General features: G+C 48.6%; 9 protein-coding genes and 2 pseudogenes. 2 read left to right on the top strand and 9 right to left on the bottom strand.

All coding sequences use genetic code 11. The annotated features are described in order from the left end of the window. Positions 1-150: 150 nt before the first annotated feature. The 3 genes from hisC to trkA form a co-directional block, all read right to left on the bottom strand. Positions 151-1,230 carry a histidinol-phosphate transaminase gene (gene hisC, locus DW965_RS00270; RefSeq protein WP_117510360.1) on the bottom strand — a complete coding sequence of 360 codons (1,080 nt, stop codon included), beginning with the start codon at positions 1,228-1,230 and terminating at the stop codon, positions 151-153. Between the two features lie 162 nt (positions 1,231-1,392). After that, positions 1,393-2,835 carry a TrkH family potassium uptake protein gene (locus tag DW965_RS00265; protein ID WP_119197878.1) on the bottom strand — a complete coding sequence of 481 codons (1,443 nt, stop codon included), beginning with the start codon at positions 2,833-2,835 and terminating at the stop codon, positions 1,393-1,395. A gap of 15 nt (positions 2,836-2,850) precedes the next feature. Further along, positions 2,851-4,224: a Trk system potassium transporter TrkA gene (trkA, locus tag DW965_RS00260; RefSeq protein WP_334295209.1), complete on the bottom strand. Its 1,374-nt coding sequence runs from the start codon at positions 4,222-4,224 to the stop codon at positions 2,851-2,853. A gap of 171 nt (positions 4,225-4,395) precedes the next feature. On the opposite strand from trkA, the gene DW965_RS00255 reads away from it, so the two are divergent. Beyond that, on the top strand, positions 4,396-6,219 hold the full coding sequence (locus DW965_RS00255) for a S8 family peptidase (protein ID WP_117510362.1): 1,824 nt from the start codon (positions 4,396-4,398) through the stop codon (positions 6,217-6,219). Between the two features lie 209 nt (positions 6,220-6,428). Here DW965_RS00255 and DW965_RS00250 read toward each other — a convergent pair whose 3' ends face one another. The 4 genes and pseudogenes from DW965_RS00250 to DW965_RS21885 form a co-directional block, all read right to left on the bottom strand. Next, entirely contained in the window at positions 6,429-7,568 is a 1,140-nt protein-coding gene (locus DW965_RS00250; RefSeq protein ID WP_055227801.1) for a type II toxin-antitoxin system HipA family toxin, read from the bottom strand. Next, complete coding sequence (locus DW965_RS00245; RefSeq protein WP_055227803.1) at positions 7,555-7,833, bottom strand: helix-turn-helix domain-containing protein; 279 nt, start codon at positions 7,831-7,833, stop codon at positions 7,555-7,557. Before DW965_RS00245 ends, DW965_RS00250 begins: the two co-directional genes overlap by 14 nt. 358 nt (positions 7,834-8,191) lie before the next feature. Then, positions 8,192-8,305: pseudogene (locus DW965_RS21890) on the bottom strand (VOC family protein); the annotation flags it as partial. Between the two features lie 14 nt (positions 8,306-8,319). Further along, positions 8,320-8,412 (bottom strand): DUF6783 domain-containing protein, encoded by a 93-nt coding sequence (locus DW965_RS21885; protein ID WP_334295208.1) that lies wholly within the window; start codon positions 8,410-8,412, stop codon positions 8,320-8,322. Here DW965_RS21885 and DW965_RS21880 point away from each other — a divergent pair. Beyond that, a pseudogene (locus DW965_RS21880) lies at positions 8,383-8,544 on the top strand (DUF6783 domain-containing protein); the annotation flags it as partial. The gene DW965_RS21885 and the pseudogene DW965_RS21880 sit on opposite strands and share 30 nt — an antisense overlap. 39 nt (positions 8,545-8,583) lie before the next feature. Here DW965_RS21880 and DW965_RS00230 read toward each other — a convergent pair. Continuing rightward, positions 8,584-11,604 (bottom strand): YfhO family protein, encoded by a 3,021-nt coding sequence (locus tag DW965_RS00230; RefSeq protein WP_119197876.1) that lies wholly within the window; start codon positions 11,602-11,604, stop codon positions 8,584-8,586. After that, positions 11,601-12,692 carry a glycosyltransferase family 2 protein gene (locus tag DW965_RS00225; protein ID WP_118595911.1) on the bottom strand — a complete coding sequence of 364 codons (1,092 nt, stop codon included), beginning with the start codon at positions 12,690-12,692 and terminating at the stop codon, positions 11,601-11,603. The genes DW965_RS00230 and DW965_RS00225 overlap by 4 nt, the downstream gene beginning before the upstream one ends. Positions 12,693-12,759: the final 67 nt, after the last annotated feature.

The raw sequence follows: 12,759 nt of genomic DNA, 5'->3' as shown, positions 1-12,759 counted from the left end.
CTTCTAAAACTGCCGCCGGATCTCATGGCTGATTCCGACGGCAGTCCCCCTTTAAAATTTTCTTCTGCTCCTCTGCAGATACTCTTCTTCTGTTTTATATTTTCAGCTGCTTCATCCCTCTTGGCAAGCGGATATTTGCAATCCGCTTCGCTACTTGCTTGATTCGGTTAAGTAATCTTTCAAAAAATCAAACAGCGTCTGCATTTCTTCCCGCGTACCAATCGTAATACGCAAATAATTGTCAATGCGGGGTTTCTCAAAATACCGCACATAAATATGGCGTTCCCGGAGTGCCTGAAAAATCTTCCCGGCCGGTACGCTTTTGTGCGTTGCGAAAATAAAGTTCGATTTCGAATCTTCGAAAGAAAATCCCAGCTTTTTCAGCTCCTCCTTCGACCACTCTCTCGTTTCCATCACTTTTTTCACCGTCTTGCGGAAATATTCCACATCGCGGATCGCTGCGGCTCCGGCGGCGATTGTGGTCTGATTCATGGTGTAGGAATTGAATGAATATTTCACATCGTTCAGATACGAAATCATCTTCTCATTTCCGATTGCATAGCCGATGCGCATGCCGGCAAGCGAACGGGATTTTGATGTTGTCTGCACAACCAGCAAATTTTCATATTTTTCCAGCAGCGGCTGCGCAGTGGCTGCTCCGAAATCCACATATGCCTCATCCACAATTACAACCACATCCGGGTTGTTCTGTAATATCGATTCGATCGCAGAAAGCGAAAGCTCCACACCCGTCGGTGCATTCGGGTTCGGGAACACGATTCCGCCATTTGGATGATTCTCTGCAAAATACTGCTCCGGCACAATGCAGAAATTTTCATCGAGCGGGATCTGCTCGTACGGAATGCGGAATTCCTCCGCCCAGACATCGTAGAAGGAATACGTAATGTCCGGGAAAAGAATCGGTTTGTCAGAGTTAAAATACGTCATAAACGCCATCGCCAGAACATCATCCGAACCAACGCCGACAAAAACCTGCTTTGTGCTTACGTGGTAGACATCCGCGATCGCCTGCACCAGTTCTGCCGCGGTCGGATCCGGATAGAGACGGAGGGTATCCTCTTCTGCTACCCGTCTGATCGCCTCTGCGGCTTTTGGTGACGGCGGATACGGATTCTCATTCGTATTCAGCTTAATCATGTCAGCCTCATGCGGCTGCTCGCCCGGTACATACGGCACAACTTTTCTTACATTCTTTTCCCAGTTACTCATAAGTTCCTTCCTTTCTGCCTGTGGTCAGGAAATGCACCCTGACTTTATTCCGTCTTTCTGTTTTTTTGGAAAACCCTGTGAATCGTAACCATTTTTTCTTTTCCTTCTGCTCCCGGCAGTTTCCCGCCGACGCAAAGTCCCTTTTCTTCCCGGTGAACCGCTTTATCCTCTCTTCTTCCAGGTAGACGGATAGAAAAGAATCAGCATCGGAAACAGTTCCAGACGGCCTGCCAGCATATCAAAAATCAGAATCAGCTTGGAAACCGGACCGTATCCAAAGAAGTTGCTGGTCGGTCCTACCTGGTCAAGACCCGGTCCGATGTTGTTCAGTGTTGCGGCAACTGCCGTGAAGTTTGTCTCGAAGGAAAATCCATCCACACTGATGATCAGCATGGAAAAGCTGTAGATCACAAGATAAACAATCAAAAATACGTTGATCGCCCGCAGAACCTCATGCTCTACCGGGTGATCATCGAAACGGATGCGTTTGATACTGCGCGGATGTACGATCGAACCAAGCTCTTTTTTCACGGTTTTTAAGAGGATCAGGATTCGCGAAACCTTGATTCCGCCTCCCGTTGAACCGGCGCAGGCTCCGATGAACATCAGCATCACCAGAATACATTTTGACAGCTCCGGCCAGAGATCAAAGTCCGTCGTGGAATAACCCGTTGTCGTGATAATCGATCCGACCTGGAAAAAGGCGGTCCGTACTGTCTCACCGATGGAATGGTACATCGGATAGGTATTCCAGGAAATCACGCCTCCTGCCAGAAGGATAATCAGGAAATACGCTCTTACCTCCTGGGACGAAATGGCGGCCTTTCCCTTTTTGCAAAGCATCAGATAATAAAAGTTAAAATTCACACCGAACGCAATCATGGCGATTGTCAGAATCCACTGCTGCAGTGGTGTGTACACTGCACAACCGCTGTTCAACACGGCAAAGCCTCCTGTTCCGGCAGCTCCCATGGCGAGTGTGACAGAATCAAATGTCTTCATGCCGGAAAGCAGCAGGGCAGCAATGGTAAAAAGTGTCATGCCAAGATAAATCTGATACAGAATTTTAGCGGTTCCGCGCACTCTCGGAACAAATTTGGAAACGGTCGGTCCCGGGCTCTCTGCCTTCATCAGGTTCATGACGGAACCGCCCTTCATCGGAAGCAATGCAAGAATGAACACAAGAACGCCCATACCGCCAATCCAGTGAGAAAAGCTTCTCCAGAACAGGCTGGCGTGTGAAAGGGCTTCCACATCGCTCAAAATGCTGGCTCCTGTCGTTGTAAAACCGGAAACGATCTCAAACAGTGCATTGATATAAAACGGAATTTCCCCCGTAATTACAAACGGCACCGCTCCGAAAACACCAAGGACAACCCAGCTTAACGAAACGCAGACAAATCCGTCGCGGGAATAGATTTCCATATTGGACGGTTTTCTGAAGCAGAGGATCAGACCGGCCGCAATGCAGAGCAGTCCCCAGATAAGATACGCAAAGCCTGTCTTTTCCTGATACATGGCTCCGACCAGCGCCGGAAACAGCATCAGCATACCTTCCACTTTCAGCACCCAGCTGATGACAAAACGAATCATTTTATAGTTCATAATCCGCTTCCCCCGTTACTCTGCCAGAATCTCATGGATATCCTGAAGACCGGTTTCCGTTGTTACGATAATGACGGAATCTCCTGCCTCAAAGGAATCCTGTCCACCCGGAATGATGACCTTTCCCCGTCTGTTAATCGCTGCTACCAGAAGGTTTGGCCGTGTTTTCATATCCTGCAGACGGATGCCGATCATACGGCAATTCTGGTTCACGATAAACTCAAGAGCCTCCACACGGTCTTCCATCAGCTTATACAGCGTCTCAACGTTGCTTCCGATGGAGTTTTTCATTGCCCGGACATACTGCAGAATGTACTCTGCGGTGATGTGTTTCGGGTAGATCAGGCTGTCCAGGTTCAGGCTGTGGATAACATCATTAAATTCCAGATGGTTGATTTTCGTTACAACCTTTGAGGATACCTTCTCTTTCGCATACAGCGACAGAATGATGTTTTCCTCATCCATATCGGTGCAGGCCACAAAGGAATCCATATTCTGGATGCGCTCCTCTTTTAAGAGCTCCTGGTCACTTCCGTCACCGTAAATAACGGTTGCATCCGGCAGTGCTTCGCTTAAAACCTCACAGCGATCCTTATTTTTCTCGATAATCTTGACATCGACGTTCATATTTGCCAGTGATTTTGCGAGATAATACGTAATTTCACCGCCGCCAACGATCATCGTATTGTGTACCTTGTTTGTATGAACACCGATTTTCTTAAACAGGCTCTCTGCGTTCTGCGGTGTGGTAATGATGGAAAGGCTGTCTTTTGCCTGGATCACAAAATTTCCATCCGGTATGTAAACCTCGCCGTTTCGCTCAACAGCACAGACCAGCAGACTGTACTGAAGCGCTCCGGCCAGCTCACGCAGCGACATATGGACAATTTTCGATGTTTCCGGCACTTTAAAGCGCAGCATTTCGATTCTTCCGCGGGAAAAGCTGTCGATCTCAATCGCAGATGGGAACCGCAGCAGTCTTGCCATTTCCATGGCGGCCGCGTGCTCCGGGTTGATGATCATGGACAGACCCAGCTTTTTACGGATAAATTCTCTCTCCTCCCGATACATCGGGTTTCGGACTCTGGCGATGGTGTGACAGTCTGCCGCCTGTTTGGCGATGACACAGCAAAGCAGGTTCATTTCATCACTTTTGGTTACGGCAATCATCAGATCCGCATGCTCAATATCCGCCTCCTGAAGCACCTGATAGCTTGCTCCGTTTCCTACAATTCCCATAACGTCGTAGGTGTTGGAGACGTTGCGGACGACAATACTGTCTGTGTCGATGACCGTCACAAGGTTGTCCTCGCGGCTCAGCTGGGCGGTCAGTGCGGTTCCGACTTTTCCGCAGCCCACAATGATAATTTTCATGTTCTCTCCCTTCAATGCAAAAGCATTTCGCGTAAAATAGTAAAGACCCGCCAGGCGGCATCGTAAAACCATTTTTCGATGCACTCCAAAAAGCAGATCTGTACCCCTATTGTACGATGGCGATTATATCATATTTCCAGGAAAAGCGGAATAGATTTTAACAACATTTTGGACGGAGTTTTTGTAATGACTGATCAAAAAAGGGAAAACCTGTTGAACCTTGCGCTGGCCGCAACGGAAGTCGAACGGCGGCGTGTGCCGGAGCTTTCGGCAGGTTATAACTCTTACAGCAAAACATGGGAAGTAATTGTACAGTATCAGGGAGACCTGGCTTTTCTGGAGGAGCAGGGAGTTCGTGTGACGCTGCTGCTGTTTTCGTATGCCATTCTTCTGGTTCCGGAGTCCCTGATGGATTACGTGACAGGACTGCCGCAGATTACCTATCTGGAGAAACCGAAATTACTTTATTTCGCAGATGCATTTGTGCGGAGCATATCCTGTATTACGCCTGTGCAGGAGGGGGTTATGGGTCTGTCTGGGAATGGGGTGCTGCTTGCATGCATTGATTCAGGCGTGGACTATGCGCATCCTGATTTCTGCGCACCGGACGGGACAAGCCGAATTGCAATTTTATGGGATCAGACGATTCCGGGGAATCCTCCGATGGGGTATGCTCTTGGGTCGGTATATACACGGCAGCAGATCAATGAGGCACTTGCATCTTCTACGCCGGAAGAACGGTTTGCCCTCGTGCCGTCCCGCGATGTGACGGGGCATGGGACAGCGGTGCTCGGAATCGCAGCGGGAAATGGGAGATCCTCGGCAGATGCGGCCATGCGGGGCGTGGCACCGGAAGCAACACTCGTGGTCGTAAAGCTTGGGAATCCTGATCCGGCGGATCTGCCGCGGACATCGCAATTGCTGCAGGCGGTAGATTTCTGCGTAAGATATGCACTTCTGGTGGAGCGGCCGCTTGTGATTAATTTGAGCTTCGGGAATAATTACGGTTCGCACAGCGGGGATTCCTTACTTGAAACGTATTTGAATGCAGTGTCAAATTTAGGGCAGAACGTGATCTGTATCGGGGCAGGAAATGAAGGGGATACCGGACGCCATTATACCGGGAACCTAAAGTCGGACCGCAAGTCGTCCGGTCAGACGCAAACAGTCCGTCCGACATCTGATCCGGCTGCGACGTCTGCGGTCTCGGCAACGGCTGACCGCGCTGTCTCCGTTGAATTTCAGGTCGGTGCTTATGAATCCTCGTTCAGTCTCCAGATCTGGAAGGTTTATGGGGATGAAATCTCGATCGAACTGATTTCCCCCGGCGGCATCCGCTCCGGCACGCTCTCTCCTGTCCTCGGCACGGCGCGTCTGACGCTTGGTCCGACAGAACTTCTCCTGTTTTATGGCATGCCATCCCCCTACAGCCAAGCGCAGGAAATTTACCTGACCTTTCAAGGCGCAGGAAACCATCTGTCCGTCGAAAACGGCATCTGGACCTTGCGTCTCACCCCCGGCCGCCTGATCTCCGGTTCCTTTGACCTCTGGCTTCCCGGCGGAAACGCCGTCGGTTCACAGACACGCTTCTTCTCCCCCACTGCCGACACCACACTCACCATCCCTTCCACCGCCCGCTCCGCCATCACGGTCGGTGCCTACGATCCCCGCCTTTCCTCCTATGCCAGCTTCTCCGGCCGCGGCTATACCCGTATTCTCCACGAAATTAAACCTGATCTCGCCGCCCCGGGTGTCAATATCCCAGCTCCCCGTTCCGGCGGCGGCTATGCTTCCTTCACCGGCACCTCGTTTGCCACGCCTTTTGTATCGGGAAGCGCCGCGCTTATGATGGAATGGGGCATTCTGCGCGGAAATGACCCGTTTTTATATGGCGAAAAACTGAAAGCTTATCTCATTGCAGGTGCAAAACCCATCGCATCCGAGAGCGAATACCCGAACCGGCGGGTGGGATGGGGACGACTTTGTTTAGAAAGTAGCCTGCCAGATTAAAGTTATTGAAGGATTCGATAGAAGAAATAAAAGCGCAATGTAAAGAGTTAAACGACAAATGAGACATATTTTTATCTCTGTACTATCTTGTACCTTGCTACGAAAATAAAACTCGTAGCAAGGTACTTATAGTGTTCATTTGTCGGGCAACTCTTTTTTATTTAACTGTTAATAACTTGCTGTTTAAAATTTTTTGAATGCAAAGAGAATCACTTACCCAAAAGATATTCTTCCAACATTTCCTTTACTTTTTTCTCAATTTCGTCTATGATCTCTTCACACCTTGTCTTTTTCATCCCTGCACCAGTTCCTACCGCCAGTAACTCTTTTCTGCCTGGATTTCTTCCATTTCCATCTACTGACGTAGTATGTTCGCCATAATACGTATTACTGTAAGTAAGATCATATGCCGGACTTAAATGCCATTTATCTTCGTCTGCTTCGTACAAATACGTGAAGTTCTTCGAATGATCATCTCTGTTATGTGCAAAAACATTGAAACACATTCGGCGGAACATATTTTCAACATCTTCATCGCAATTGCGTGTCATGATTTTTGTCAGTTTCATTAATCCATGATAGTCCAGACTTGGCTGCTCAAAATCCAATTCCAGAATTGCAGCTGTCGTCAACATGTGCACTTTCTTTTTCCCTTTCAAACAGTTTCTCCTGTCAAACCTTTTAGTTCCAAAATATCCTTTACATTTTTCTGATGGAAACAATCTCGTTTCACTCATCATAATTCCGCAGGCCTTGGCACAGCAGGAATAGTCATATTCCATTTTTCCTGCATCTTTTCCGTCCACATGCGCTGGAAATTTGATAATCCATTCTTCATTATCAATGGTTGTCATGATTTTAGGTCTTGCTCCGCCGCTGGTACCTCCCAGCAGATACAATTCGTCCAGTTTATCCGAATACTCTGTATTCAGTATCTTTTGACACTCTTCCGCCAGTTTGTCCAGATCTGCACTGCTCTGCTCCTCTGGAAAATTCTTTTCCGGGTGATATGTCAACGCTCCCATCCCCGATGTGCCCACAATCGCCAGACGATCCAGTACGGTCAGTTCATCCGGATTTTGTTTATGTGCCCGTAACAGGCGATCCAACAGTAATCTGCCCCAATGATCTGGAAGACTGTCCGCAAAAACCCCAAATAATCCTTCAAAATGATCCTTAACTGGAACAAATACCTGTTTTTGCAAAGGCAATGAAAATGGGTTGATCGAAAATCCGGTTTCCAGCCATTCATCACTGTACTGAAATGCCACTTTGTGGTCTGCCGTCATAGCTAATGTTCCCACCGTTTGATCCTCATAACACACCTGCAGTACTTTATCTTGTTTCATTGATAACCTCCTGAATATCTTTATACGGTACCTGCGTGAAAATATTTCTGAGCTCATCTGCAAGATCCAGTGCGATTGCAATTTTCGTTAAAGATAACAGGGAAATTTGTCCTGTCGTTTCGAATCTTTTGATTGAGCCGTAACTCACTCCGCTTATAGATGCTAATTTTTCCTGCGTAATTGAACGTCTCTTTCTGATTTTTCTCACTCGCTGCGCAAGTTTTTGATCCAGTTCTTCCGGAGTTTCCCATATAAATTGTTCCATTTTTTCCCCTTCTTGTTACAGATTATATGTTATCTAAAATATCCTGTTTTTATTCAAAACAGATTATATATTATCTATTCTATTTTACCACTCACGTGCAGAAAGCACAATGATTTCCTGCCCTGTTTCCATAAAAACTCCACCCCGTTTTTGTAACTGCAGATAAATTTTGCATCTCCTTTACTCTATAGGGATAATTTGCGCTTTTTTGACTATCCGGTAGTATTTGTTTCAGAGTAAGTAAAAAAGCCTCTGCCGGGCAAAAATTTTGCTTCCCGGCAGAGGCTTTGCTGGTCAAACGGATATTCATGCAAGCATGATTCGCGATTTTTCTTCCATTTCGCATGGCTTGGAATCGTTACAAATACTGGCTGAATTCCACTTTTTCTTTATTTGGTCCTTCGATCGTGAAGAAACGGACGCCATTTTCCCAGAACGGAAGGAAATGTACTTCATCCTGCGTCGTATTCAGACCGGCCCCGGTAATCATTTCGTGAGCTGCGAGTCCCAGTTCGTGGGAGATTTTATCCGAATAAGGGCGGCGTAGCGGGCTACGGCAACCGAATGAGGGTAAAATATACCGCAAAGTGGGGCTTGCAGATTGCGGAAATGATTTTTCAGACACGCTCTAGCACCTTTTTTCTCCACACAAAGGCTTGCAACGGCGTTTCCAAAACGGGCAAACGCTGCCAGTTCTTCCTGCGGCTGTAAAGATATGCTCCATTCCACCAAGCGTCACTACAACTATTTTTACACTCTGATGATATAATATTTCCGCTGTTTTTGCAACATTTTGCTCTCTCCTGCCCGTTCGCTGCCGTTTTGCTGTTTCTTTTTTTCACAGATCACAAGGATGAGTGCCAGCATTCCTCCCATCAGGCTGCACCAACTGCCAGCCGCCCGTCCGGGCGCATGGTACACAAGAACAATTTTGTGCTCGCCTGATGGGATTTTTGCGCCGAGAAATGCCGTGTTTGCGCGGAACAGCATTGTTTCTTTCCCATCCACTTTCAGCACAAAATTTTCATCGTATGGAATGCTGGTGATGAGGTATCCGTCTCTTTCCGCGGAAACCACGCCTGTGATGCCGTCGCCGCCGTATGTTGCTGTTGTTCCGCCAATCAGGGTAACCGCCTGACTGTACAACTGCTCCGTTTTTTCCAACGGCTGTGCCATACCAGTCCATGTCTCAAAATTTTTCAGGATATAATGGCCTTTTCCCATCCGAATGAATGCAGTTCCATCTTCTTTCATCGTTACAAGATAGTTAAACTGTGTATTCCCATTGGCATACGTATGGTTGATGCCGGTCAGGCGGTTGGTCTGGCCGTTGATGCGGATGAACATATCATGACTCGCTTTCTGATTCTCCACCTCGAAAGAAACGGCGAGCAGCGTCGCTCTCTCTGCGGCACCCGGCAGCGTTGCTGAGACGGTCACGGATTTTTTCGTCTCAATCTCATATCCGTCCGCTGTCTTCTGAATGCGCAGATCTTCCTGATCGGTCTCTGGAATTTCAAGGTTCACTTTCTGAAAACAACTGTGAAACAGGGGTCCTACAGAACCATTCTTTGTATCTGAATCTGCAGCGGCTCTGAAATTATCCACAGATTCCGCCGATTTTTCCTGATCCGGGATTGCCGCTGTTGTCTTCCGCATTTCCTGATCCGGGATCACGGCTGCCGTCTCCAGTATTTCCTGGTTCTGTGGATAAGGTAACGATTTGTATTCCGTCTCGGAAACCACCTGGTCTGTCACGTAGGCAACCGGCGCTGCGGATATGGCACGATAAACCTGAAAGTCCCCGTAATCCCGGTACAGTTCATACCCTTCCGGCCGTGTTTCTGCCAGAACATATTTCACGCCCATGAACTGCCAGAACAGCGGATCATCAGAAACCGTCTGCATCATGCGGTTGCGGAAGGCTTCATTAATCCCATACGTCTCGTCCCGGAATCTCTTATATTCTGCATTGTATGCCGAGGAATAAATCGTTGAAACATTCTGCCCGATATCCCAGATCCGGTTGACGTTCGCAAGGTTTTGTCCGCCGTCTCCATATTGCTCCATGCGATACCAGCCGGGATCTTCCGCACGGATCTCGCGAATAGCCGCTGCAATTTTGCTGTCTGTCAGAGCTTCATACGTTTTACGCGGGATCATCACATTCTTTTCCTGATTGATTGCTTTTCCGGCGAATACAAGAATCACAGCACTAAAGACGAGCGGCAGAAACGGAAGCTCTCTGCCCCGCAGCCGTTTTTTTACCGGAAACCACCGCCATGCCAGATAACATGTTGTCACACAGAACACATCCAGTATGCCGAGATGCCAGTATTGTTCAAAGTACGTCTCTTGCTTTGCATTCCATATCAGAATCAGGACTATGAGATACGGAAGTAATTCGCGCAACTCTGTCATGGCTTTCCCCTTGAAATTCCCGGTGCTTTGATTTTTTCCACACTCCCGCTTCCGGATAAGCTGGTTTTCCACATAAAGCCCGACTTCTGCACAGAGGACCGGAAGAAACGGGATGAATACTTTATCTTTGCTGTACAGGCCGCCGTTCAGCAGATAGCCGAACAGGGGAATACAAAAAAATACCAGCAAAAGGAAGGACAACAGTTTCTCACGCAACCGACTTTTTCCGATCACCCTGCCCAAAAGCGCCACCCCCGCAAATGCGGAGAGGCCAATACCATACGGCGTGTAGCAGAGACGCAGGATCAGAAACTGCGGTTTCCACATCGCCGGATCGGTAAAAAGTCCTGCGATGCCGCCCGCTGCAGTGCCGCGTCCGCCCCCGCCGCTGCCGCCGAACAAGGCTGCAGCCGATGGGATCAGAAGAATACCGGAAAGAAGGATTCCTGCGAGGACCGGAAGTGCAAAGCGGATTGCTGCGCCAAAAAAGCTCCGCAAACCCGCCAAAGCTTCAACTGTTCCTGAAGATTTTTCACCTGCCATCTGCTTTTTCTCTACCCCGGCCTTTTGATTCCGCGACACTTTTCGATTCTCCTGTTCCGCTTCATACGCAGCATTTTCTGTACCGCATTTCAAATACTCCGTCACCGCATACGCCGTGAGCGCAAGCAGCCCGCCGACAGAAAAATAAAAGCTGGTCAGAATCATCCCAAGAACGGAAAGAATCAGAAGACCGCTCTTTCTCTTCTGAAAATGGCGGTCCACGCCCAGCAGAGCCAGCAGCAGAAACGGCATATAATTGACAAACATAAGCTGATTATAGGAATGATATAGAAGTGCGGTAGAACACGTAAAGAAAAGTGATGTAAAAAGACAGTTGCCGTAATGCAGACCCTTTTTGCTGATCCATTGATAAAAAAGCACTGCATCCGCCGCATACAGCAGCGCGGAGGAACCCATCACCCACAGGTCCATCGGGATGAACGGGAAAAGGTAGGATAACAGCATGGTCGGACTCAGCAGTCCGTAGTAGGCAAAATGGTAAATATTCTGACCTCCTCCCAGATTCCATGCGAAATCCGGGAAGAGGTTTCCGGTCGCGTAAAACCGCTTCCGGAAGTAATCGGCAAGGGTGCTGTGCTGGCTGATCCAGTCAATCGAGGAGCCGAATACGCCGTATTGCAGGACGAACAGCCGGCACAAAAGCAAAGAAAAGAAAAACAGACCAGCCGCCGTAAAATCCTTTCCGGTAAGACCTTCCAAGAAGCCGTTCCGCCGTCCTTTCGGCTGGCCTTTCTTTTTCCGTGATTTTCCCGGCTCTCTTATTTCCTTTAAGATTTCCTTTTTCATGCCCGGATTTCTCCTCTTTCAGACGCATGGCGTTTGTCGGCATACTCTGGAAAATACACGTTTTTCTTTTCTGCCGTATGGGTATCTTTTCTTCTCTTTGCAGCACTCTCCTGCTTTTTCACCGGCTGCACACTGTGCATCTTGACCGTCTCTTCACTCGTCTCCTTTAAGAGATAGATCGGACGGTGCTTTGTTTCAAGATATGTCTTGGAAAGATAAATGCCTACAATGCCCGTGCAGAAAAGCTGTACACCGCTCACCAGAAAAAGGATGCATGCCATCGACGGCCAGCCCGCAACGGGATCGCCAAACAGCAGCGTTCTTCCGATGATGAACACGATCAGAATCATAGAAATCAGGAAAAAAAGCACGCCCATGACAGATGCAAGTGACAGCGGGGCTACGGAAAAACCTGTGATGCCGTCGATTGAGTACGCAAGGAGCTTTCGAAGTGGCCACTTTGATGTTCCGGCGCAGCGGTCCTCGTGCTCAAATTCCAGCCATTCTGTGTGAAAACCGACCCATCCGAAAATCCCTTTGGAAAAGCGGTTGTACTCACTCATTTCCAGCACGGCATCCACCATTTTGCGGCTCATCAGACGGTAGTCCCGTGCACCGCTTACAATCTCTGTTCTGGAAAGGCGGTTGATCACACCGTAGAAGGCATTTGATAAGAAGGATTTGATTTTTCCCTCGCCCTCCCGTGAACTGCGGCGTGCCGCTACACAGTCACAGGTGCCGCTCTGCAGCATCGCGTACATTTTCGGAAGAAGGGACGGCGGATCCTGAAGGTCGACATCCATCACCGTTACGTAATCGCCTTTGGCCGCCTGCAGTCCGGCGTACATGGCTGCCTCTTTTCCGAAATTTCTCGAAAACGAGAGGTAACGGCAGCGCATATCCTTCTGCGCAAGCCGGCGCATCTCAAACAGGCTGTGATCCTTCGAGCCGTCGTCAACAAAGATCAGCTCGAACTGAACCTTCTGCTGTTCTTCCATCTCATCCATCTGACGTACCATCGTCTCGTAGTAAACCGGAATTGCTTCCTCTTCGTTGTAGCATGGTATGATAATACTGATTGTCTCCATTTTTTTCCTCCCGGGGATTACATACTCTCTCAGAATCCTTCTGCAGATCCTTCCTGCTGCAATCCCG

The sequence above is a fragment of the Blautia sp. AM47-4 genome, assembly GCF_003479865.1.
Taxonomy (GTDB): Bacteria; Bacillota; Clostridia; order Lachnospirales; family Lachnospiraceae; genus Fusicatenibacter; species Fusicatenibacter saccharivorans.
The sequence above is the reverse complement of the archived record's forward strand: the minus strand, read 5'-3'. Positions and strand labels throughout refer to the sequence as shown.

Bases quoted from the DNA above. Each gene is read 5' to 3' on its own strand.
- hisC (WP_117510360.1), bottom strand. From the start codon at position 1,230: ATGAGTAACTGGGAAAAGAATGTAAGAAAAGTTGTGCCGTATGTACCG.
- DW965_RS00265 (WP_119197878.1), bottom strand. From the start codon at position 2,835: ATGAACTATAAAATGATTCGTTTTGTCATCAGCTGGGTGCTGAAAGTG.
- DW965_RS00255 (WP_117510362.1), top strand. From the start codon at position 4,396: ATGACTGATCAAAAAAGGGAAAACCTGTTGAACCTTGCGCTGGCCGCA.
- DW965_RS00250 (WP_055227801.1), bottom strand. From the start codon at position 7,568: ATGAAACAAGATAAAGTACTGCAGGTGTGTTATGAGGATCAAACGGTG.
- DW965_RS00245 (WP_055227803.1), bottom strand. From the start codon at position 7,833: ATGGAACAATTTATATGGGAAACTCCGGAAGAACTGGATCAAAAACTT.
- DW965_RS00230 (WP_119197876.1), bottom strand. From the start codon at position 11,604: ATGAAAAAGGAAATCTTAAAGGAAATAAGAGAGCCGGGAAAATCACGG.
- DW965_RS00225 (WP_118595911.1), bottom strand. From the start codon at position 12,692: ATGGAGACAATCAGTATTATCATACCATGCTACAACGAAGAGGAAGCA.